At 32.7% G+C, this 24,704-nt stretch carries 20 protein-coding genes; 9 read left to right on the top strand and 11 right to left on the bottom strand.

The genetic code is table 11. From position 1 onward, the window contains the following. Positions 1-24 precede the first annotated feature (24 nt). The 4 genes from D1818_RS16330 to D1818_RS16345 form a co-directional block, all read right to left on the bottom strand. The gene (locus D1818_RS16330; RefSeq protein ID WP_118460045.1) at positions 25-2,799 is read right to left on the bottom strand and encodes a TonB-dependent receptor; all 2,775 of its coding nucleotides are present in this window, start codon (positions 2,797-2,799) and stop codon (positions 25-27) included. A gap of 836 nt (positions 2,800-3,635) precedes the next feature. Further along, positions 3,636-4,799: a multidrug transporter gene (locus D1818_RS16335; protein ID WP_118460046.1), complete on the bottom strand. Its 1,164-nt coding sequence runs from the start codon at positions 4,797-4,799 to the stop codon at positions 3,636-3,638. A 44-nt stretch (positions 4,800-4,843) separates the two neighbouring features. Beyond that, the gene (locus D1818_RS16340) at positions 4,844-7,699 is read right to left on the bottom strand and encodes a TonB-dependent receptor (RefSeq protein WP_118460047.1); all 2,856 of its coding nucleotides are present in this window, start codon (positions 7,697-7,699) and stop codon (positions 4,844-4,846) included. 383 nt (positions 7,700-8,082) lie between these two features. After that, positions 8,083-8,445: a toxin-antitoxin system YwqK family antitoxin gene (locus D1818_RS16345; protein ID WP_118460048.1), complete on the bottom strand. Its 363-nt coding sequence runs from the start codon at positions 8,443-8,445 to the stop codon at positions 8,083-8,085. Between the two features lie 540 nt (positions 8,446-8,985). Between D1818_RS16345 and D1818_RS16350 the strand changes: the two genes are divergently transcribed. The 3 genes from D1818_RS16350 (at position 8,986) to D1818_RS16360 (ending at position 13,280) form a co-directional block, all read left to right on the top strand. After that, positions 8,986-11,373, top strand: a complete 2,388-nt coding sequence (locus D1818_RS16350) for an inorganic phosphate transporter (RefSeq protein WP_118460049.1) — start codon at positions 8,986-8,988, stop codon at positions 11,371-11,373. 142 nt (positions 11,374-11,515) lie between these two features. Further along, a complete protein-coding gene (locus D1818_RS16355; RefSeq protein WP_118460050.1) occupies positions 11,516-12,199 on the top strand; it encodes a response regulator transcription factor in 684 nt (227 codons plus the stop codon). Between the two features lies 1 nt (position 12,200). Continuing rightward, complete coding sequence (locus D1818_RS16360) at positions 12,201-13,280, top strand: cell wall metabolism sensor histidine kinase WalK (protein WP_118460051.1); 1,080 nt, start codon at positions 12,201-12,203, stop codon at positions 13,278-13,280. Here the strand turns inward: D1818_RS16360 and D1818_RS16365 are convergent. Then, entirely contained in the window at positions 13,218-14,273 is a 1,056-nt protein-coding gene (locus D1818_RS16365; RefSeq protein ID WP_370449391.1) for a glycosyltransferase, read from the bottom strand. The two genes, D1818_RS16360 and D1818_RS16365, sit on opposite strands and share 63 nt — an antisense overlap. 311 nt (positions 14,274-14,584) lie before the next feature. On the opposite strand from D1818_RS16365, the gene trmB reads away from it, so the two are divergent. The 3 genes from trmB to D1818_RS16380 are packed head-to-tail and all read left to right on the top strand — an operon-like array spanning position 14,585 to position 16,236. Further along, on the top strand, positions 14,585-15,259 hold the full coding sequence (gene trmB, locus D1818_RS16370; protein ID WP_118460053.1) for a tRNA (guanosine(46)-N7)-methyltransferase TrmB: 675 nt from the start codon (positions 14,585-14,587) through the stop codon (positions 15,257-15,259). Between the two features lie 13 nt (positions 15,260-15,272). Then, positions 15,273-15,908, top strand: coding sequence for a LysE family translocator (locus D1818_RS16375; protein WP_118460054.1), 636 nt, complete (start codon positions 15,273-15,275; stop codon positions 15,906-15,908). Further along, complete coding sequence (locus D1818_RS16380) at positions 15,898-16,236, top strand: MGMT family protein (protein WP_118460055.1); 339 nt, start codon at positions 15,898-15,900, stop codon at positions 16,234-16,236. Before D1818_RS16375 ends, D1818_RS16380 begins: the two co-directional genes overlap by 11 nt. Here D1818_RS16380 and D1818_RS16385 read toward each other — a convergent pair. Together D1818_RS16385 and D1818_RS16390 are read right to left on the bottom strand one after the other, a co-directional pair. Beyond that, positions 16,231-17,541 carry a Fic family protein gene (locus D1818_RS16385; protein WP_118460056.1) on the bottom strand — a complete coding sequence of 437 codons (1,311 nt, stop codon included), beginning with the start codon at positions 17,539-17,541 and terminating at the stop codon, positions 16,231-16,233. The two genes, D1818_RS16380 and D1818_RS16385, sit on opposite strands and share 6 nt — an antisense overlap. A gap of 238 nt (positions 17,542-17,779) precedes the next feature. Continuing rightward, the gene (locus tag D1818_RS16390; RefSeq protein ID WP_118460057.1) at positions 17,780-18,607 is read right to left on the bottom strand and encodes an outer membrane beta-barrel protein; all 828 of its coding nucleotides are present in this window, start codon (positions 18,605-18,607) and stop codon (positions 17,780-17,782) included. A gap of 191 nt (positions 18,608-18,798) precedes the next feature. Here D1818_RS16390 and D1818_RS16395 point away from each other — a divergent pair, with 191 nt between their 5' ends. From D1818_RS16395 to D1818_RS16405, 3 genes are all read left to right on the top strand, one after another. Continuing rightward, entirely contained in the window at positions 18,799-19,941 is a 1,143-nt protein-coding gene (locus D1818_RS16395; RefSeq protein WP_118460058.1) for an Mrp/NBP35 family ATP-binding protein, read from the top strand. 3 nt (positions 19,942-19,944) lie between these two features. Continuing rightward, a complete protein-coding gene (locus D1818_RS16400) occupies positions 19,945-20,184 on the top strand; it encodes a NifU family protein (RefSeq protein ID WP_118460059.1) in 240 nt (79 codons plus the stop codon). A gap of 86 nt (positions 20,185-20,270) precedes the next feature. Continuing rightward, on the top strand, positions 20,271-20,822 hold the full coding sequence (locus tag D1818_RS16405; RefSeq protein WP_147406121.1) for a hypothetical protein: 552 nt from the start codon (positions 20,271-20,273) through the stop codon (positions 20,820-20,822). Here D1818_RS16405 and D1818_RS16410 read toward each other — a convergent pair. The 4 genes from D1818_RS16410 to D1818_RS16425 form a co-directional block, all read right to left on the bottom strand. Further along, positions 20,819-21,949: an acyltransferase family protein gene (locus tag D1818_RS16410; RefSeq protein WP_199726276.1), complete on the bottom strand. Its 1,131-nt coding sequence runs from the start codon at positions 21,947-21,949 to the stop codon at positions 20,819-20,821. The two genes, D1818_RS16405 and D1818_RS16410, sit on opposite strands and share 4 nt — an antisense overlap. A 110-nt stretch (positions 21,950-22,059) precedes the next feature. Further along, positions 22,060-23,238, bottom strand: coding sequence for a helix-turn-helix domain-containing protein (locus D1818_RS16415; RefSeq protein WP_118460061.1), 1,179 nt, complete (start codon positions 23,236-23,238; stop codon positions 22,060-22,062). Positions 23,239-23,250: 12 nt separating this feature from the next. Then, positions 23,251-24,147 carry a metallophosphoesterase family protein gene (locus D1818_RS16420; protein WP_118460062.1) on the bottom strand — a complete coding sequence of 299 codons (897 nt, stop codon included), beginning with the start codon at positions 24,145-24,147 and terminating at the stop codon, positions 23,251-23,253. Between the two features lie 65 nt (positions 24,148-24,212). Then, complete coding sequence (locus D1818_RS16425; protein WP_118460063.1) at positions 24,213-24,647, bottom strand: hypothetical protein; 435 nt, start codon at positions 24,645-24,647, stop codon at positions 24,213-24,215. Between the last annotated feature and the right edge of the window lie 57 nt (positions 24,648-24,704).

The following is a 24,704-nucleotide window of genomic DNA, read 5'->3' on the forward strand; positions in this document are numbered from 1 at the left end:
AATAATTGATAAAAATTGTTATTGTTAAAATTCATAAGATATACCGGCGCTTATGTTTATTCCTTTCTTGTAACTTGATAATTCTACTGTATCACCAGAAGTAGTATCTTGAGTTAAGGTAAAATCTGGATTTAATAAGTTCTTAGCACTTACAGATACACCGAAGTTTTCTCCAAGTTTAATTTTATTGACAAAATCAAGTGTTGGGATTCCGGTTTCTACAATGTTTTCTCTCCCTGCAACACCAATTGTTAGGATTCGATCACTAAAATAACTGAACACTAAGGATGTTAGAAAATCATAGCTTTTTCTTTTAATATTGTAGGTTAAATCGGCGTTTATTAAGAGATCAGATGCTCCGGATAATTTGTCTTCACTATTGGTATATCTAACAGTAAGTTCATCGGTTTCTACATCTTCCAAAGTTTGATTGGTGTTTAGGTAGGAAATATTTAATCCTGCACTTAGTTTGTTTAAATTGTTTTCTCCGCTTTCACTACTGAATATGTTTTTCTTTATCTCTAATTCTGCTCCAAATGCAGTAGCTTCAGGAGTATTTACAAATGAAATATCATTTCCTGCAGAATTTACTTCTATAGTGTTTATTGGGAAATCAATGTATTTAAAGAATCCGGTAATTGCTATAATTTCTCCTGACTTTGGATACCATTCAAATTTTAGATCTACATTATAGTCATCGGACGCCTGCAAAAGTGGATTACCAAATCTCGAAAAGTTTACATCTTCATAAAGAAAGGGGGCTACTTCAATAAACTGAGGTAATGTATATGTTTTACTTCCTGCAAGTCTTAGAATACTATTTTCAGTGAAATTGTATTTTAAACTTAAGCTTGGTAAAATGTAATTTTTTTCGATGTTACCTTCTGGACCGGTTGGTGGAGCTGATACACTACTGATAAGTTCTGTGTCATAATTTACCGTTTGCTTTACGTTATCTAAACGAACACCCACATTTAAAGTAATTTTATCAAAAAAAGATAGTGTTGTAGCTGCAAATGGCGATAGTATTGCTCTTTTTCCTTTATAAAAGAATGGATCTAATGCATTGGTGCCAGTACCTCTATCCGTTAATACTCTAAAAGTATTGTTGTCAATAGATTCTTGATTGAATACAGCATCTGGATTATTTCTATCTATTGGAGTTTGGCTAAAAAAATCTTGATTAAACTGAATAAAATCAAATTGCCTGTCTGTATTTCTATAATTTAAACCAGCTTTGATAATATTAATTTTGTCCTCCTCTTCAGAATATTCATTACTAGCATTGTTTAAATCATATGTTAGAATAGCTCTTCCCGCAATATCATCCTCTTTTAATTCAGAAAAGAATCTGTGATTAAGTCCGGCACTACCGGAGGCTACTCTAAATTCATCATCTATTCTTAAAAATGTATTTTGTCTTCTGTCTGGTTCATCACTTCTTGCAAGGTTAAAAGAACCAGCAATATCAGCAGTTAACTTTTTGGTTATCTTAAATTCAGCTAATAACTGATTTATAAAGAGGTTGTTGTCATTTGTTTGTTGTCTTCTTATGAAAGTGGGTCTCTCTTCATCATCACTGACGCTTGTTTGCAATCCAAAATATTCACTCACATTTTGATTATTATCGTGAATGTATATAGTGTTAAAAGCAATTGTATTTCTAGATTCGCCAAAAGTATATTTAAAATTACCCATTAAAAGTTGAGAAACACTATATTCATATTGATCTACATCTAGATCTCTACCCAAGCCACCAGTTGCATTAATTTGTCGTGCAAAACCTTCTTTATATTGGTAGCTGTTATCAATACCTCCTACGAGGAATAGACTTAATTTGTCTTCTCCTATGTTAAATCTTCTTCCGCCAGATATAGCAACACTACTATTAAATTGGGTGCTTTGCGAGTCCGGGTTTAAATTATTATCAAAATCATATTGATCTAATGAAGTTATTGGAGATTCACTGTTTAAACCAAAACCTAGTCCATTGGAACCATCGGTTGTTAAAAAATTATCTTCATCTACAGTTACTGTGTTAATTCCCGAGGAAATAGCAAGCTTAATTTGTTGTCTCCCATTTAATTCTTTAGACTCGATATCGATATTAGCTCCTGCTACATCACCGTAGAGATTAGAATTGAAAACTTTACTTACCCCCACCGTTTTAATAATATCAGATGTAAAGAAATCTAAAGTTATATTTTTATAGGTAGGGTTGTCAGATGGGAGTGGAAGCCCATTTAGGGTAGTTGAATTATATCTGTCCCCGAGGCCTCTTACAAAAACATTCTTTTCACCTTCTTGTTTAGTTACTCCAGTGATTTTAGTAACTGCGGATTCTGCATTACTAACCCCTTTTCTGGCCAATTCTTGTGCTCCGATGGCTTGTTTGATTTCTACTGCATTCTTCTGCTCCAATAATAATGCCTCTTCTCGCTCTCTACTGGTTTGCACTTTAATCACTACTTCTTCTAATGCAGCGGCAGTTGCGCCTAGTGCAGTATCAATAACAGTTACTTTATTGGGTTCTACAACAACCTCTGGGATACGTAAAGTTTGATATCCAGTAAAACTGAATTCTAATGTATAGTTCCCTATGGGGACGTTTGGGATTTCATACTTACCATCAAAATCTGTAGAAGTTCCAAGAGTGGTTCCTACAATAAGTATGTTTGCAAAAGGCAAGGGTTGATTGTTAGTTTCTTTATCTAACAATATTCCGGCGATTGATCCGGTTTCTTGTGCAAAATTTAATCCAAGATAAAACAGTGCAATTACTGTGAAAATTTTTCTCATTTCGTGTCCTTAAAAAATCTGTTACAAATAAATACGGTTTTCCAGTAAGGAATCTTATCCTACTATTATCCTTAGTTTAAGGGATTGTAATTTTGAATAGAATGGCGAGAAATAGAGTTTTTGATATTTTTTTTAATCTATTTTGGCGCACCATAGCATTGCACTAGTCCTTGTAAATCCTTTGTTTACCGTGACTTTTGAATTTTACTTTTTGCTTTAACAAATTGAGAATTTGTTTCAGGAAATGAACAACTTTGGGTTTTGGTAGTTTTGTGAAATATTATATAAACATTATCACAACGTTAAACGGGTGAAAATGAATATATCTGTCTTAACAATTGGATAAACTTACAATACGAATAGTTGTGATGTTTTTGTATTTTTTAAAGAATTACTTGAAATTTTAGAATGAAGAGTAATGACTTTGTGGCTAATCTCTTAAAAACATTAATTTTTAAGATTTTATAAAAAAAGAGAAGGCTGAAGAGAAACATTATTGTTGTTGGATAATAATGATCTTCCAGCCTTCTACGAACACGTTTCTTTATATCTAATAGCTAACTCAAAATATTCAAGAAAGTAGTATGTCCTGTATGCTATGATTCTGATTGAATGTTATTTCAAAATTTTATTACAAATAAATAAAGTTTGTTTCAGTTGTACTTTATTTGAGTATTATACTTGTATTATGAGAATGTAACTTAAATGCAAGGAATGAAAAGAAAAAGTTAAGGGGGCTGATTTTTTATATAAGAAAAATAAAAATAAGCTGTTTGAAAAATATTCAAGTACTTTTCAAACAGCTTATTATTGGCGGATTTTTTAAGGTATGTTATTTAGTTACGAGTCCATCCAGAATTCCATGAGTTGTAATCTGCACCGGTTCCATTACCAACACCTGTGATTACATCTGCTTCTCCAAAAGTAGTTCCAGTGTCATTTTTAAGAGTTAGTGTAATATCGTCAAAGGTGATATTTGTAACAGAAGTTTCATTGCTTAATACACCGTTTCCAGTCTCGGTATCATCAAGGTCAAAACCTTCTGCAAAACCTTCTAACAGTACATTTGTAAATATAGCTCTTGTTCCAGCACGTAATCTGATTGCTTCATTCTCGTTAGAAGAACCAAGTCCATTAATGGTTAGGTTTGTAACTGTAGGAGCTGACCAAAATACAGGATTTGAGTTGTTTCCTATATCTGTATTAAAACCGTCACCTTCTATTCCTTTATCATGAGATTGTCTATGCTCGATATATACATTTGTTAATGTTCCAGTAAATCCTTCAGTCCAGTCTACAGAATCATCCTGTGCGCCTACAACAGATATAAATGAAGCGTTCACTGTTCCTCCAAAAAACTCTACTCCATCATCTGCTCCTTCAAAAGCTTGTATGTATTCTATTGTAGTTCCGTTTCCTACTGCGTAGAACGAAAACCCATTATTTTCTGAAGCTGCATCTGCTGCACCACCAGAATATTCGATACGAACGTATCTAAGGATCCCTGAGTTGTCATCTACTGCACTACCACCATATGGTAATCCTCCAATTTCGGAAGTAGAAGTTGCGTCTCCTCCAACAACAGAGTTTATCGGTGCTTTACCTAATAAGATTAGACCTCCCCAGTCTCCAGGATTTGGAGTTGAGGTAGCAGAAGTAAATACAATAGGGTTAGAAGAAGTTCCTTCTGCGTTAATTATTCCTCCTTGTAATACAGCGATGTATACATCAGATCCGGTTGCTGCACGTACAACTACACCAGGTTCTACAGTTAACGTGAATCCTTCAGGAACAATAAGAGCGCTAGTAAGCGAGTACTCAGTATTTGACTCAAGAGTAAGGTCTTCTGTAAGAGTACCTCCTATAACTTCACTCGTAGGATCAACAGGAGAACCGTCACCATTGATGTTAATCGTTATGTCTGATGTATCGTCACTTGCACACGCTGCGAAAAGCATTGCAATGACAGTGATTTTTAAAAGAAATATGTTTGCTTTCATGATTTTTATTTTAATTAATTTTCTTCGTGTTCGTTTTAATTGGGTTAAAATGTATATTTAAATTGTAATCCGATATTTACTCCTCTTTTATAACTAGATAGCGCAAATTCATCTATTGGATTGATTTCATTATTTGCATTTCTACTAAATGGAATGCCTAAAGTGGTAAGTACATCTTCTGATATCGTAGCGTTTTCACGAACTCTTTCAATCGTTGGGTTCAACAAGTTTTTAACACTAAGGTTAATTTCAAAGTTGTCACGTACTTTGTTTTTCCAAACGAAATCTAATGTCGGCACTCCCTTTTCAACTATGTTTCCTAATTGTCCTGCTCCTAATGCATCGATACGATCAGAAAAATAAGAGAATACAAGGTTTGCTACAGGCTTATAATCTCCAAAAGTTGGAGTATAACTTACATCAGCATTGATCAAAAATGGTGATGCACCTTGTAGTTGATCAGAATCTCTATTAAAATTGGTATTGAAGGTTCCTGAAATAGTTTTTAAATCTTGTTTTGTAGCTGTGTACGTAACGTTTAGACCTGCAGAAAGAAGACTTTCTTCTTCAGTATTTAATAACAATGCTTTACGCGCTTCTAATTCAATACCAAAAACTTCTGCTTTATCTCCTGTTCTAAAGAAACGTTGTGTTCCTGTAGCATCATTCGCAGATACTAAGTTTACAGGATCATTAATTTGTTTTGCAAAAGCAGCAACAGAAAATATCTGACCTTTATTAAAGAACCATTCGTATTTTAAATCTAGATTGATAATAGAAGAGAATGCAGGATCATTTAATAGGTCTGGATTACCACCGATACGATCAGTTACATTTTCATATACAAATGGAGCAACCTCTTTAAATTCTGGATTAGAAACTGTTCTACTCACAGAAAAACGTAAATTTTGATCCTCGTTTAATGCATATTTTACATTTAAACTTGGTAAGAAGAACGTTTCTGTAGCTTCATTACTTCCAGGATTGTTAAATGCAAGATTGATTACATCGTATTCAATGCTTTGTTTGAATGATTCTACACGCAATCCAGGAACAAATGTCCACTTTTCTCCGTATTTATAGATTGCATTAGCATATAAGGCGTGTATATCTAAGTTTCCGGTATAGGTGTTTTCTGGAAGCCCCGGAAGGTTTGTGTTTCCTAATCCAGCTGAAGGATCTAAAGCATTTATCACTACTGTATTATAGGTAACACCCAGATTATCAATATTAAAAATTGAATTAAAATCATTAACATCAGTAACTTCTGTTCTTGGTTCAAGAATACTTAATCCAAAACGTTGATTATCAAAATCACGCTGTTTTATACGTCCATTGTATCCAAAATTGAAGGACAAATTTTCTGATTGCTCGTATGCTACGTTTATACGACCGTTCCATTCTTGATCTTCGATATTTTGAAAATAACGTTGGTTATCAAAATCTACGTTACGGAAAAGAACTGGGTTTGTAGTTGGATCATTATCTAGGGCTAGGTCGAACTGTTCTATAGCGATTCGTTTTCTGTCTGGTTGACGAGCAAGAACACTATTAAAACCAATTCCGTAATCTACTTTTATTTTTTCATTAATGTTACTAACTCCAGATAGTTGGTTAACATAGATCATATCCTGCTCAAATTGTACATTTTGAGTAAAAAAACCAAAGTCGTCAATATCTGCAATAGTATTTCGATTAAATCCTTTCCCATCAATTCCAAAACGACCTACTTCGTCTGTTGCATCATTAATGAATAAGGAAGTAAACTTTATTCTATGATCAGGATTAATACTATATACAATGTTTGTCATTGCGGTAGTAGTGCGGCTATATTCAAAGCTTTCAGCATCTCTAAATATTTGATTCTCTGCGGCAGTAACATTTGCCGCTTGTCCTCTTGCGTATTCGTAACTACTTCCAAAAGAAGCGGTTCCAAAGATGCTTAGTTTTGATTCCTCACCAATTTCCCAGGATTTTCCCGCTGTAATTGATCCAGAAAGTCCAACCGGTCCTTCTGATGAAATAGGATCAATACCGTGAGATAGTACAACAGCAAATGGATCATTTTTATATCTATTGTAAAATCCAAAGAATCCCGTTCCTTCACTTTTTACGAACTTTTCTCCGATTGCAGCTGTGTTTATTGTATTACCTAGATCAACATTAATATATGCTTTTCCCACATGTTCTTTGGCGATAATATCTACATTACCTGCTGCAAAATCTCCATAAAAATTAGCAGCATATGTTTTGCTTACGCCGATGTTCTGAATAACATCAGATGAGAAGAGACCAAGATCTATATTTTTCTTGTCTACATTATTTGCGGGTAATGATAAACCATTGAATGTGGTGTTCAGATATCTATCTCCAAGACCTCTAACATAAACATTACCTCCTCCTTCTTGTTTTGAGATTCCAGAAATTTTAGTAACGGCTCCAGCAGCGTTACTCACACCTTTGTTCGAAAGTTCCTGAGCTCCAATGCTCTGTTTCTGAACTATAGCACCTTTTTGGTCTAAAAGAAGTGCTTGCACACTTTCTTTTTTTCTACTAGTCGTTTTGATAACAACTTCATCTAAGGCTGCTGCACTAGCACTAATTGATGCGTTTACAGTAGTAGTTTCATTTGGTTTTACGATAACTTCTTTTTCAAGTGTTTCATATCCAACAAAACTAAATTCTACAACGTATGTTCCAGGGTCTAAATTTTCAATGGTATACAATCCATCAAAATCAGTGGTTGTTCCTTTACTAGTTCCCTTTATCAATACATTGGCAAAAGGTAAAGGTTGATTATTTGCTTCTTTATCAAGCAAAGTACCAGCTATAGAGCCGGTTTCCTGCGCACTAACTATTCCAACAACGAATAGTGCACAGAGAATTACAATTTTTCTCATAACGTGTTCTAAATTCGGTGCAAATAACGTTAGCTATTGTTACCTGTGCGTTACTGAAAAATTAAATAAGAGTGATTATAATGTTATGTAATTGTTATCTGTTTTTGACTAAGATTTACATTTTTATAAAAAAACTAGTCAGTTGTCGTTTGTGAAGTTCTTTAAAGGTAAGGGTTTAGCTTAAAATTTTTGATGATTACCTAATTGTTAAGAGCTTCGTTTTAAGGATAAGTGATATATGAATGTGGTTTTGATCAAAGACAAGATTTGTACATTCTGTTTGGAAAAAATAGCGTTTTAGTCTTTATAAGGTTTGGAGTTTTTTAAACAAAAAAAAGCGTTCATAAATTTATGAACGCTTTATATGAAATATTTTAGCAAATTTAATTATCGTTGTAATTGACAACTACATCGCTTTTGTTAGACCAAGTGGTTACGGAAGCAATATTATTATCAGTATAATTTACTTCTGATAGTTTTTCGTTACTCCAGAAAAACCATTTTCCTGTCTTAAATCCATTAGTATATTGTCCCATAGCAATTTTCTTACCAGTTGCATCATAAGATTTCCATTCTCCGTGAAGTTTTCCTTCTTTGTTATAAAATCCCTGCTGACGTACCTCGCCGTTTTCGTAAAAGTAAGTGCCTTTGATAGCATCACCTTGCTTTTCGAAAGTAGGTTTTGCTTCTTGTGCCATAATTACTCCTGAAAAAAGGATTGCTAGTGTTAAGAGTAAATTTTTCATAATATATGTTTTATTGGGGGTGTTCTTAATATTTACATTACAAATGTAACATTAATTTTACTTTTAAGCAACCTTTACGTAACATTAAATTAACATTGAATGTGTAAACATTTGATTTTAAATAACTTGGGATGTTATGAGTGTATGTTTTTATTACACGTGAAACAGTTAAAGACAAAAAAAGGATCAATAATTATAGAATATACTAACTCAGTTATCATCAAGCCCGAGACAGAAGTATTAATCACTACAAGTCTCTTTTATAAATTTAGTTAACTCATAACTTTGCGGAAATACTATGATTTAGGGATTGTAAAAGGATTCTGAAAATATTAATATAATTTTGCTCGTATTAACTAATTATAAAAATTGTGATAAATGTAGCGGAAAATCACATAATGTTAATCATTAGGTAATTAAGATTTTAATGATAATTTAGGGCTAAATGATTTTGGATTACATTAAAAAAGATAACATTTCAATAACATACGAGTAGATTTTTAGTAACATTTTTGTGCTTTATAAGATTGTAAGAAAAATATGAACGACATTTATATTTTGATGATTATTGCTTTGGCTATGTTAGCCATTGCAGATCTGGTAGTTGGAGTCAGTAATGATGCCGTAAATTTTTTAAATTCAGCGATAGGTTCTAAAGCGATATCCTTTAGAACTATTATGATAGTTGCAAGTTTAGGGATAGCTGCGGGGGCTATTTTTTCTAGTGGATTAATGGAGGTCGCTCGTAAGGGGATTTTTGTACCTAGTGAATTTTATTTTGATGAGATCATGATTATTTTCATGGCGGTTATGATTACAGATATATTACTCCTTGATTTTTTCAATACACTTGGTATGCCAACTTCGACTACGGTTTCTATTGTTTTCGAATTATTAGGAGCCGCTGTATGCGTTGCTTTGATTAAAATTGCTGCAGATTCATCCCTTTCTTTTGGAGATTTAGGAAATTATATTAACACTAAAAAAGCAGGTGAAATCATTACAGGGATATTACTCTCTGTAGTTGTTGCGTTTTCCATTGGGGCAATTGTACAATATGTATCACGATTATTGTTGTCATTTAATTTTGAAAAAAAAGCAAAATGGGTAGGAGCGTTATTTGGAGGGGTTGCATTAACTGCAATACTTTATTTTATTTTTATTAAAGGTATTAAGGGAACTAATTATGCTAAAATAGTTGTTGATACATTCACAAATGATACTGGATTAGGTTTCTTAGAGTGGGCTAATATTCATTTTGAAAGTTCTTATGAAACAGTCAAAGAAATGATTGCTGATAAGAAAGATCTCTTTAAGATTGATGCAGATGCTGGTACAATCGCTACTACTTTAAGAGGGTTTTTAGAGACTAATGTTTTATTAATTGTTGCTGCAGGCTTTGGGCTATTATCTTTACTTTCCTATGCAGTTATGAGTGTTTTTAAAACAAATATTTATAAACTCATTATTATTGTAGGAACTTTTGCCTTGGCATTAGCCTTTGCTGGAAATGATTTAGTAAACTTTATCGGAGTGCCGATAGCTGCTTGGGAAGGATACCAAATGTGGAATGATTCTGGGATTCTTGCAAACGAATATCTCATGACTTCACTAAGTGGTAAGGCAGAGACACCAACTTTATTGTTACTAGCAGCTGGACTTATTATGGTCTTAACACTATGGTTTTCGTCCAAAGCGAGAAACGTAGTTAAGACATCTATCGATTTATCACGTCAAGGAGATGGGGATGAAAAATTTCGTCCTAACTTTCTATCCAGAGGTGTCGTAAGAGGGACGGTATTTATTTCTGAAGTTATATCTTCTATTACACCGGAGTCATTTAAGAAATTTTCTGATAAACAGTTTGAAGAACAGGCATTGCCTGTTACTGCGAGAAAGGAAGATATGCCGGCTTTTGATATGGTGCGAGCAGCGGTTAATCTTATGGTAGCTGGAGTTTTAATTTCTATTGCAACTTCTATGAAATTGCCGTTATCAACAACCTATGTAACCTTTATGGTTGCAATGGGTACATCTTTAGCAGATAGAGCTTGGGGAACTGAGAGCGCGGTGTATCGAGTAGCAGGAGTTCTAAATGTAATCGGAGGATGGTTCTTTACCGCGATAAGTGCATTTTTGGCGGCAGCACTTATTGCTTTCCTCATTAATTTTAATCAACCGATCATGACAGGTGTGCTACTATTAGTAGCAGTACTTTTATTGGTTAGGAATACGATTAAGTATCGTAACAAGGCAAGAGCGAATAAAGCGGAGGATAGTCTTAAGAAATCAGAAAGTAGTTCAATACAAGGGGTTATTGAAGAAAGTGCAGATAATATTAAATCTTTTGTAAATAGAGGAAATAAAATTTATGGCAATACAATAGATAGTTTGGCAAAATATGATCTAACATCTCTTAAAAAGAGCAGAAAGGGAATTGCAAAACTAGAAACAGAAGTAGAAGAACTTAGAGATAGTATTTTTTATTTTATCAAAAACCTTGACGAAACTAGTGTTGGTGCAAGTAGTTTTTATATTTCCATTTTAGGGTACCTGGAGGATATTACCCAGTCACTTGAGTATATTTCTAAGACTAGTCATAAGCATGTCAATAATAATCATAAAAAATTAAGATTTAATCAGATTAAGGATCTTAAGGAGATTGAAGATGAATTGCAAGAATTTTTTATTAGTATTAAAGATGTTTTTGATAGCAGAGAGTTTGGCGGTCTTAATGGTATTATAGAAGAAAAACAAAAATTGTTTACTTTAGTAAATGATAAAATTAATAAGCAGGTAGAACGAACCAGAACAGAAGAAAGTAGTCCTAAAAATACGACGCTTTATTTCGGACTACTCATGGAGACAAAAGATCTCATAACAGCTACCATGAATTTGTTAACTACCTACAGAGATCACCAGGATTGATCACAAAATGAAGTTTATTAAGTTAACTTAATGTTATGCTTATGAAATCTTTGTGTTAGTTTATCGTTTCCTGGATGAATGTTTATCGATACTTCATTTTAACCTAGTATATTTACGATTAGTGATGTAATTCAATAAAGAAATGAATAAAAAGGATATTACGATTTTACTAGTAGATGATGAGCCGGATATTTTAGAAATTGTAGGCTATAATCTAACAGCAGAAGGCTATAATGTCTTAACAGCTGAGAATGGTATTGAGGCCGTTAAAATTGCTAAAAAGAAAAACCCGCATTTGATCATACTTGATGTAATGATGCCTGAGATGGATGGTATCGAAGCTTGCGAGCAGATTCGTAAAATACCAGATTTACAGAATACAATTATCACCTTTTTAACCGCACGCGGAGAAGATTATTCTCAAGTAGCAGGTTTTGATGCTGGTGCGGATGATTATATTACAAAACCCATTCGTCCTAAAGTCTTAGTAAGTAAAGTAAAAGCTTTACTGCGTAGGTTAAAAGAAGATGATTCATCTGATAATGTGGTAAAGATAGGAAACCTTGTTATTAATAGGGATGAATATAAGATCATTAAGGATAAAAAGGAGATTATATTACCTAGGAAAGAGTTCGAATTATTATCTTTATTGGCCTCAAAGCCTGGTAAGGTCTTTAAAAGAGAAGATATTTTGGATAAAGTCTGGGGTAACGAGGTTATTGTTGGAGGACGTACAATAGATGTACACATCCGAAAGCTTAGAGAGAAACTAGGTGATGATAGTTTCAAAACCATAAAAGGAGTCGGCTACAAGTTTGTAATATAAAATGGCAGAAAATTTTAAGAGATCGTATAGGTTTGCTTACCTGTCGTCTTTATATATAACATTATTACTAACGCTCTTAATGAGCGTTTTTTTGTACGTTCAAGATCAATTCAATTTTCTATTCGTAGTAATTTTCGTTATCATATGTTATGGAGTATCTTTTCTAATAATTCAGTACCGAGTTCAGAAATTTATTTATCGTAGAGTCCGAAAAATATATGACGATATCGAAATGCTGGATGTTGATACTGTTGGTGAAAGTCCAGTAACTACAGATATGAAAACTTTGATCAAAGAAGTTGAAAAATTTGCCCAGAAACGAAAGACTGAAATAGAGACCTTAAAAGTCAGAGAAGATTATCGTAAAGAATTTATGGGGAATGTTTCTCATGAGCTTAAAACACCATTGTTTACGGTACAAGGATATATATTAACACTTCTCGATGGAGCAATGGATGACCCCGCAATTCTGGATAAATATCTTAATCGTGCTAATAAGGGAGTAGAGCGTCTTATTTATATAGTGAAAGATCTTGACATGATTACTAAACTAGAAGTAGGTGATCTGAATCTTAATTATACCAATTTTGATATTATTGAACTGGTGCAGAGTGTTTTTGATTTATTCGAAATGAAGGCGTCAAAAAAGAACATAGCGTTAACTTTTGACATGAATTATCAGGATTCTGTTATGGTCCACGCAGATAAAGAGAGAATTCAACAAGTATTATCCAACTTAATCGTTAATTCTATTAAGTACGGAAAAGAAGATGGTACCACGGAGGTTAGTATAGAGAATTTAATTCGAAATAAGGTCATTGTCAGGGTTACTGATAATGGAGAAGGGATTGCACAAGCACACATCCCTAGATTATTCGAACGTTTTTATCGAGTAGATAAAAGTGGTTCCCGTAAAGAAGGTGGTTCTGGACTGGGATTAGCTATCGTTAAACATATTATTGAAGCGCACCACGAACGTATCTATGTAGAAAGTGATTATCGAATAGGAAGTGAATTTTCATTTACTTTGGAAAAAGTGAAAAAGTTCCCCGTAGTCGATGTCAGTACTAAAACTACTTAATCCTTTATAAGCATTTAGATTGTATAATTTTTTCAATGTAAATTCATTCTGTTTACAACTAGGCACAAGCTTGTTATTGGTAAGGCGTTGTGCTAGATATTCTTGCTCAAATTGTCCAGGAGTTGGTATAAAAAATGCTTTTTTCTTCAATTTGGCTAGATCCATAACGGTAGTATATCCTGACCTAGAAATAATAATATTACTGCTATTAATAGTATCCTGTAGTGCATTGCCAGTAAGATAATTATGAATGATTATGTTGTTTTTTACATATGTTTTTTGTGTTTCTTCAATTATACCTCTAACAAATACTATTTTTTTATCGCTCCGTTCGAATTCTTGAAAAAGCTTTTTTTCTAACATGGTTCTCTGGGGTTCAGGACCCGAGAGTAATACCATAATATCATATTTTTTGGGTAAATTTTGATAGGTAAATCTGCTTAATGGTCCAAGATATGTTACAGGAATGTTGCTTCTTTTTGGATGGCCAAGTTCGCCGCTTAGACTTGGGTCGTCAGCCATATCAGGAACCCAGCATACATCAAATTTCTTGATATATTTACTATGGATTTTTGTGCTAATCGAGGTTGTTTTTCCACTAAGAACCGTGAGCTGATGGGTAATGAATACAGAAGGTATACTCTTGTGTCGCACTCCCATTCTATTATCAGAAATAATACCATAAAAATCATCAGATTCTATTATGCGCTTTGTTATTTTTTTTTCGGCAGTAATAGTGTGGGCTATTTTAGGGCTATTTAAGAGCATTTTTAATTTAAAATTACTAGCTTTCTTTGAGTACTCTATGTTATAGGAAGGAATTTCTTCTGATTTTAAATCAGGAAACTCCTTTTTTAATAGAGCAAGTGCTGCTCCATCTGAAGCTATAACAGGTTCTAAACCTTCATTAATCAAGGCATTTATTATTGGGATACAACGAGTCGCATGACCCAATCCCCAATTAAGTGGCGCTACAAGTACTTTTTTGCTCAAAATCAGTTGCTTTGGAAGTTAATTATTCAAAAAACATATTGTCTTATTTTTAAAATTAATAGTATTCTTCTAAGTATATATTTCCTTAATTTTACCAAAAATTTATGTTTAGGTTAGTAAAACTATATTTTCAAAAGTGAAGCGCATTGAATACACTGGTTGAACGAATCCCATTGTGGAATGGGATATGTATGGTAGTTGTGTTTTTGAAGCTTAGGATTATAAACTTCATTTGTAGATAAATTATTCTAAACCTGGATGTAACATAAAATCAGTTATAGAGTCAAATAGATATAGAAGTAGATAAATAGGTGGGAAGCAAGAATAAATTAAAACGTTTTAACGAAAACAAAACTTTTCAGAATGTAGTAGAACCTACCAGAGAAGAGGTGCTGAATAATTCTTTGGGGTATAAAGGAAAATGGAGAGAGAAGTTCTTTAAGAATGAAAATCCAATTGTATTAGAATTAGGGTGTGGTAAGGGTGAGTATACTGTAGGGTTGGCAGAAAAGTATCCTGATAAGAATTTTATAGGGATAGATATCAAAGGAGCTCGTTTTTGGCGTGGAGCTAAAACGGCTATAGAGAAAGAAATGAACAATGTAGGCTTTATTCGAACTCAGATAGAATTAGTAGATCATATATTCGAGACTAATGAAATTGATGAGATATGGATAACCTTTCCGGATCCTCAAATAAAATATAAAAGGACAAAGCATAGAATGACTAACCATCAGTTTTTGCAACGCTATAAGAAAGTTCTCAAACCGGACGGGATCATGCATCTTAAGACAGACAGTGAATTTATGCATGGATATACACTAGGCTTGTTACATGGAGAAGGACATGAAGTATTATATGCTAATCATAATGTGTATCATCAAGAGGGGTCACCAGAGGAAGTAACATCGATCCAGACTTTTTATGAAAAACAATACTTAGAAAAAAATAAACCCATAACTTACATCCAGTTTAAAATTACCTAATTGCGTCATCGATTTGGAAACAACTAAACTCTTTTTAGTAACATTTTTTGCATCCTTAGTTGGAGTAATTCCACCAGGATTAATTAACATGACTGTCGCTAAGACTTGTTTAGAAAGAGGAAAAAAGAACGGAATCTTAGTGGCAATAGGAGCTTCGGTTGTTGTTTTTATTCAGGCATTATTCGCGATTTTATTAGCAAAATATATATTTTTTAATCCTTATGTGAAAAACATGCTGCTTAGAACAGGAGCAGTGGTGTTTTTTCTAATGGCTATTTATTTTTTTGTTAAAGCAAAACAAAGAAGAACTAAGATTAAGGTATATAAACACGCGGGTTCTCGGAGTTTTTTTAAAGGAATAATGATATCAGCAATCAATGTATTGCCTATACCTTATTTCTGCGCAATTGCAGCAGCAATGAGTGTAAGTGGTAAAATAGAATATGATGCGCCAAGGATTATAATATTTGGTATTGCTGCGGGAATAGGAACGTTTATCACCTTATACTTTTATGTAATTTCTTTTTTAAAAATTGTAAAGAAAACATCTACTGTAGCTAAATACTCTAATTATTTTATGGGAATATTAATGTTGATTTTAGTACTGCTAACCGTAGCCAGAATTATATACACTTGGAATGAAGGATAATAATACAAATGAAAACTTCTTTGAAAGAGTTTATGAAGTAGCAAAACTAATTCCCTATGGTAGAATTACTTCCTATGGCGCCATTGCTAAATACCTAGGAGCGGCAAGAAGTGCACGTATGGTTGGTTGGGCTATGAATGCTTCAGGGAAACTGGAAGATGTACCTGCACATCGTGTAGTTAATAGAAAAGGAATCCTAACAGGAAAACATCATTTTGATGGAACAAATTTGATGCAACAACTACTCGAAAACGAAGGTGTAGAAGTGATTGACAATCAAATACAAGATTTTGAGAAATTATTCTGGGATCCAATGAAGGAGTTATGAAAATTTCTTGTCAAAGAGATCTCCTTTCCAATAATTTGCTGCTTTTTTATTAATGTACACCTTTTTCAAAATTTGTTTTTCTACGAGATTTTCTAAATCTGTTCTGGCTGTTTGATTGGTTATAGAAAATATGTTCTCTATTTCTTTAACAGAAAAATACCGATTTTCATTCTCTTTTATCCAAAACAAAAGTTGTGCTTGCCTTTCATTTATATTCGACTCCCTATAGAAAATAGATAATTTATCCTCTTCTTTTTTCTTTTTGGAGACGTATTTTTTCAAATCTTCAAAGGCTTGTGTAAGTACTTTTATTTGATAATGGATAAAATAAGTTACATCCATATCATCTATTTCGGTATAGATATATGCCTTTTCATACTGAACTTTGGTTTTCATAATTACTCTTGATATTGAGAGATATTCTACTAACCAATATCCTTCCTTAAGTAAATACCAATAAAATATTGCACGAGCAGTTCTGCCATTACCATCAACAAAAGGATGTATGTAACCTATAAAAAAATGTAATATACTTGCTTTCACAATAGGGTGAATAAAACTATCTTTTGGATTATTATTAAAAAAATCACAGAACGACTCCATTAAACGAGTAAGCAATTTGAAATCGGGTGGGGTGTGTACGATTTCTCCTGTGATTTCATTCATTACATGTATTTCATTATTATTCCTAAAAACACCTACTTTTTGTTCTTCAAGCGTATTTTTGGTAACTAAATGATGGATTTCATAAAGCTTTTGTACAGAAATATCATCGGTTTTATGATCGCTGATATATTGAATAGTTTCATAATTGTTTAAGATCATTTGCTCCGATTTGTTTTTTGGACTTTTGTTTTTTCGAAGCATGTCTTTCGCTTTTACCCTTGTGGTTGTCGCTCCCTCGATCATTGAAGAGAATATAGATTCTTCCATCAAAGCATTGTTGAGGTATTGTTGTTTATCTAATTCTGAAAGTAATTGCTCTTTTTGCAACCCTGCTCCAAAATTGTGATCCAAATAGTGAAGCTTTTGTTGAAGATTAGTTGTGACATTATAGCTATATTGAATACGAGATATCCAAGAAATAGAAGATTGTAGCACTCTTTTATATTTTGTTATTTCCCATAATTTTACTCCATTCCATTTGTTTTCTTTTAAGTATTTAACCTTATCCCAGTATAAATATTCATTCTCAATTTTTTTAATTACTGGAAGAATTAAATGAACTTGAGAAATTGCAAAGGAATCGGTATATGTTTCAGGATCATTCATTTTTAGATCCGTTTTTGGTGCTTTTTCAATCATATTTCCTAATTTTTGAAAAATTTACAAATATCATCAAATATACGATTTATCTTATTATTTCCTAATTTTTGAAAAATTTACAAATAATAGTAAAAACTGCATTAGGATAGTAACCCTTCGATACCCGTCTGCTTATGGAGGAGGCTCAGGACAGGCTTTATCCTTTTTTGTTGTATTGTTTAGATTGGCGAAGGAAGTAAACAAAAAAGATATAGCATATAAACCGTCTGGACGTTCTTTATAAAGAAATACCGACACCCACAGAAAAAGTAGAAAAACCAACACCTCCAATTCTTAGGTATTCATATCCTCCATTTACCTTAAACCTATTAACGTGGTAATTTAATAATGCGTTTAATTTGTCAGAAGATCGTGTGTTAATTAATGTTTGATTATAATTAAGTTCAAGACTCATAGGATTAGCAAAGAAATATTCCGCTCCGATACCATAGGTGAAACCTAATTCATCTACATCTCCACCAATATAAGTGGCCCCCATACCCCAATACGCATTAAATTTCTCTGTTCTTACTCTATGATATTTAGCTAAGAATGTAAAAGTAGCTAAAGAGTTATCTCCAAAAAAAGTATTATTTTCCCAAAGTTGTAGGTAATCCGCCTCGATACTTATTCTCTTTAGAAATCTAAAGTCTGCATTGAGGTGATTGCCATACAATTCACTATTTTCTACAATAAATCGATTAGTTACAGTAATTCTAGATAGGTTGGTATCTCCATCCCAATTATATGCATAATTACCTCTATTAGAACTGTGATATGGATATTTAGTAATAAATGCTTTGCTTGCGGGATGTTTTTGTTCTGTAGGACTTTCGATTAAACCATAATAGGTAGCATACAATCCAATCTCGATAAAGACCATTGTGAGTCCTCCCCAAAGAGAATTATCTCCATAAGATGAATTAGATGACGTTCTAGAATTAGGGGAGGATGAATAATAGTTATTATTTTGAGACAACCCTTTCTCAGCTTTTTCAAGTTTCCCCTGACTGTTCCCTTGAAAAGTAAAAAACGATAAGAATAAAATAAAAAATATATGTCTCATAATGTGATTGTATAGAATCTTGAATAGGGAATTAACACGAATTATACCATTTTTTAAAATATGTTATCATTCCCTCCGATAGAACTATAAATCATTTCAATTTAGGAACTTTATAATCTTAACTTTTCAACCTATCTTTGCGTTTAGAATCATTCTAGATTGATTCATTGTTAGAAAAAGAAATAATACTCATGAAGTTAGAAAAATCGGATATATTAAAAGCGCTAGAAACCATTACGGTTGCCGGAGAAGGAAAGAACATGGTGGAGAGTGGTGCAGTGAAAAATATAATTACTTTTGGAGATGAAGTAATTGTTGATTTAGAATTGTCTACACCTGCATTACATATCAAAAAGAGGGCAGAAGTTGATGTGATGAAAGCTATTCATGATAAAGTGTATGAAAAGGCCAAAATAAAGGTGAATATTAAAGTAGAAGCTCCTGCTGCTAAACAACCTGAAAAAAATGTAATCAAGGGAAAACCGATTCCTGGAATTAAAAATATTATTGCCGTTGCCTCTGGAAAAGGGGGAGTTGGTAAATCTACTGTGACTTCTAACTTAGCTGTTACTTTAGCGAAAATGGGTTTTAGTGTTGGATTATTAGATGCAGATATCTACGGACCCTCTGCACCCATTATGTTTGATGTAGAAAGAGAAAGACCATTATCTGTAAAAGTAGGTTCTGCATCTAAAATGAAACCCGTTGAAAATTATGGGGTCAAAATATTGTCTATAGGATTTTTTACACAACCCAACCAAGCAGTAGTTTGGAGAGGTCCTATGGCTGCAAAAGCATTAAATCAAATGATTTTTGATGCAGCCTGGGGAGAATTAGATTTCTTACTATTGGATTTGCCTCCAGGAACAGGTGATATTCATTTATCGATTATGCAATCTTTACCGATTACGGGAGCTGTTGTAGTTAGTACACCTCAGAATGTAGCACTTGCTGATGCTAGAAAAGGAGTAGCAATGTTTCAACAAGAAAGTATTAGCGTGCCTGTGTTAGGGATCATAGAAAATATGGCATATTTTACTCCAGAAGAGCTTCCTAACAATAAATATTATATCTTTGGTAAAGAAGGTGCTAAACATCTTGCAGAAGATATTGATGTTCCGTTTTTAGGAGAAATACCTTTAGTTCAAAGTATACGTGAGGCAGGAGATGTAGGTCGTCCAGCTGCATTGCAAACAGCAACCCCTATTGAAAAGGCCTTCGAAGAATTAACAAGGAATGTTGTACAGGAAGTAGTGGATAGAAACGAAAATTTACCACCTACTGAGGCGATTAAAATAACAACAATGGCGGGATGCTCTGCTGTAAAAAAATAATAAATGACTTCTGAAGAATTAAGAATTAATGTAGAAAAAGCACTAGATGAAATTCGTCCTTTCTTAGAAAGTGATGGAGGAAATATTTCATTAATAGGTATAGAAGATGATAAGAGAGTCAAGGTACAACTTGAGGGTGCTTGTGTAGGTTGTAGTGTAAATCAAATGACCTTAAAATCGGGAGTTGAGATGACAATCAAGAAGTATGCTCCTCAAATTGAAGAGGTGTTAAACATCGAATAATATAATTTTATTAAATTTTTATAATTCATATGCTCAAGAAGAATCTTTTTCTTGAGCATATGTTTTTTAATTCCAATTCTAATAGAATGATAAAAAAATTAATTTATGTAAGTGTTCTCAGTTTCATTTTTTTAATTACCGGTTGTAGATCAAAAACTACAGAACGTATCGATATAACGAATAAACTATTAGGAAAAGACAAACATTTAGAAGTCCAAAAAACGAATAGGAATACCACCCATATAGGTGTTATAACGAATTCTAATTATGGGACAACTCATAGTTATAGTTATAAATTTACAGTGAATAATGGAGATATAGATTGGGATGGAGGCACTGCGGAACCTAAACATCTTCTTTTTTGTAAAGATTCTGTTTATATTCATTATCTCAAAGAAAAATACATTTCGGTAAAATCTAAAGATTCAATTGGTAATATAGTTGAAAAAGATGGTTATTATGCCGTTCAGGATGTATTTGAAGTCTATATCGATAAGCGTTATTTTTTTAAATTCTTTGGAGATGATTATTGGGTAGAGGTCTCATCTGAAAAATATAACCTTCAAAAAGAATCTTGTACTGAATATAACATCCCAAATGACAATGAGTTATCACTACCTAGTATTATAATAGATTAATAATTCTTTGGTTTTTTTAAACCAAAGAACGGATGTAATATTGGAATCTTTAGAATAATCCAATGATAGATCATCCAGCTACCGCCAAAAGTGCCTAGAACTAGTATGATAAATTTTGATAACAACCCCCAATCAAGGTGCATGATGTAATATCCAATGATTATAGTGATCGTTTGATGTAAAATATAAAAAGGATAGACAGCTCTATTGCAATAGGCAAGTAGATTACTTTTTGTGTTTAAAAATTTAGCTCCATATCCTAAAATAACCAAAATCCAAGACCATAGATTAGTTACTTTTATAAATGCTTCGATGCAATGAATAAGAAGGCTATCTTGGCCTTGTATCCATATAAAAAGCTGAATAGAAAAAGTAGCAATCCCTATCATAAGAGCTTTGGACTTTATAAGATTAAGACTTTTCCAGAATACCTTACCTGAAGCGATAAGTATAAAACCAAATAGAAAGAAGGCTAAAGAGTTTATAAAATTAAACCAATCATCAATCAACGCATGCGTAATATCAAAAAAGGGTTCTATTAATACTTCGAAAAAGTATAATGGTATAATAAATAGATATAATCCATACGGTTTTTGAAGCTGTTGTTGTATCCAAATAGTAAGTTTTGGAGCACCTCTTTTAATTTTTATAAATAGAGGAGAAAGAATAATAGAAAATATTAAGAGATAAGGCAAAAACCATAAGTGATGCCAGCTAATGTTTCCTTCTGGGTATACTCCTGTAAAGGCTTCAGTTGTTAAATACTCAACATAAGATCCGCTGAATTGATTAGTGACTAATCTTTCAAAATAAACCTGCGGGGGGACAATGAATAACATTCCAAATAATAAAGGAATCAATAGTCTTTTAATTCGTTCCATATTAAACTGCCAAAGATTTCGATAAGACAGGGCATAAAATGTACCCATACCCGAGATGACAAACAGAACTGGTAAACGCCATTGGTTTAAAAAGAGCATTGGCCAACGAATCCAATCGTAAATTACGTTGTTTTTAATATGCCATCCCCAAGGAACGAAAAACATTCCTACGTGATAAAAAATAAGTAATCCAAATACAATAACACGTAGCCAATCTAAATCGTAACGACGAATCTTTTTATCCATAACTTTTGAAAAATTTGTTTCCTCAAAAGTGGAATATTTCTCTTCTAATTGGATAGGAAATGAATCAAATTATGTGTAGAATTATAATTTTGGACGTTTTCTAATAGGTATTAGTCAGTTTTTTGAAGTGTGACAAATGCTTTGGGAGATATTGCTACATGTTTTTTGAATGCATTGTAAAATGCTGATTTTGATTTAAATCCTACAGAGTTTCCAATCGCTTCGATGGTAAGGTGACTATATTCCGAATCTATTAAACGACTTTTAGATGCTTCAATCCTATATTGATTGATAAAATCATTAAAATTAAGATCAGTGTATGTATTAATTACCTGAGAGATATAATTGGAGCTTGAGTTTAACTCTTCGGCCAAACTTTTTAAGGAAGCAGAACTCAGTAGATAAAAATTGTTCTTCTCCACAAATTGCTTGATATCATTAATTGAAATTTCCTGACTCTTAAATTTTGAAGTTTCGTATTTATCCGCAATCCAGGAATTTTCAAAAAAACGAGATTCTGATAATAATATGACACAAGTAATACCAACTATGATCGTATTAAAAATGAATATAAAATGATCTCCACCGTCATCTTCAAAATTTATATACACGATAAATATGAGCAAGAAAAAAGCAAGAAGTCCAAGAGAGGTATTTTTGGAGAAATCGAATTTATTAATCCTTGTGTTTTCTGCGCTTAAGATTTTCTTTTTAGTTCTGTTTATTAGAATAAGACGCATTGATAAAATGATGTAAAAAACAAAACTTGCTAAAATCAACCATCTAAATTCATCTTTAATCCATAAGTAACTATAATCAGTGTCTTTAGGAATTATCACTTTTTCTATATCATCATAATAAGCCCCTAAGTAAGCATTAACTTTAATAGATATTGGTTGAAGATAATATTGTATTTGGGATAAGAAATATAAAACAGATGGTACTAAATGAATCCAATGTTTTTTTAAAGTGATTGATTTTCGTGTAAGTAGCGTATATACAAAAAGGTATATTGATGGAGCCAGCAGTAGTACTAATGGTTCTGTACTATCATTAAAATGAGGTATATATTTTATTAGACCTGTATAGCATAAGAAAACATCTGTAGCAATGATAGATTGGATTAATAATGACCAACCATAGATTCTGAAGGCATTATTTTTATTAGAAGTACGAAGTAAGAGAACAAAGCTTACTAACAATCCGATAAAAATACCCAGACTAATAAAATAGGAGACAAAATCGTGTCTTATCGGAATTTGTTCTAGTACTTGATTAATGTTTCCCATACGAATACAATATTAATCAGTAATAAAATCGGTCAATTTTTGAGGCCCTTCCAGAGGTACTCTAATAATTTTGAGAGTTCCATCTTCTGTAGTAGCGATTTGCCATTTGATTAAAGTAATATTTCCATTTTCGATTTCAATTCCGGTGATAGATCTTGGATGGACACAGCTTCCATCATTAAATAGTGCTAATTCGCCTGCTTCGGGAAAACGAGGACGATGAGTGTGACCTATAATAGTAAACTGGTTTCTATGATTAGCAATCCATTTTTTCATACGTCTTTCTACCTTAATCATTTCTGTATAATTCTTTGCAGGGCTTGTTGGATCTGATATTCCTATAACTTGTAGTGACCTCCATAAGAAACGTACTAGAAACCTATTAATTCTCCATCCTACATAATTCATGAAGTCTACCTGATGCCCGTGTAGTAAGAAAATTTCTTGTTGAGTGTCCTTGTGCTTTAGAATAATTGCTTCGTGATATTCGATACCTGGAAATAAAGGGACATCCTTTCCTAATTTAGGATCAAAGTAAAAAGACAACTGTTTTTTTACATGTTTTGGATCACGATAGACCATGTCGTGATTTCCCCAAATCATTGCTAGTCTGTCTTCAGCATGTAATTTTTGAAGTAAACCATAAACATTTTTGTGAGCTCTGAGAATAATTTCAAAATGTAAATTTTCCCATAACTCATCTCCATCTCCTAATTCACAATAGGTAAAACCTTCATTATAATAATGTGTCAATGCGTGGAAGTAAATATTTCTATTATTCGCAAAATCATCTGCAAAACTATTATCACCTCTATGGCAATCACTAAATAAGATAAACTTAGAACTGTCATCAAAAGAAATGATTTTTGCATTCTTATAAGCGCGATCCAGACGGGATTGGGATGACATATAAAGTACTTTTTGTATAAATATACAATACTATATGTTTTTTTGTAGATACTATTTAATAAATATTAATGATGGCTTAGTATCTGTTTTTTTTGTAAATGAAAATTACTTAAAATCATCAGGAAAGCAACTATATATAGCCACCAAGTCTGACTATAGTTAAGATAATAGGCGATCAGTAGAATAGAAAGCCCAGAAGTGTATAGTAAAATATTAATCCAGGATTTGTTTTTATAATGCTTCCACATGAGTATCATACTACCCAAAAGAAATGTTGTAAGAATAATATATTTCCATTTAGAGTTGTATTCCAGTTGCCCGAATCCTATAAAACTAAAAAAGGAAGCATAAGCTGCCCAACAGAAGGCACATTTTGGGAATAGAAAAAACACAACAGCAGATAGTATGTTCAGAGCGCTCATTTTCTTTGTGTGATTACCGACTTGCTTTATTGAACCTTTGGTAGCACAAGAACAGGAGTTTTTGTTTGAAGTATACATTTGCTGTTGTGTTTTTAGAATTAAACTTGATTATGGGCAAAAAGAAGTGTTAAAATG

Source organism: Aquimarina sp. BL5 (assembly GCF_003443675.1).
Classification (GTDB): Bacteria; Bacteroidota; Bacteroidia; order Flavobacteriales; family Flavobacteriaceae; genus Aquimarina.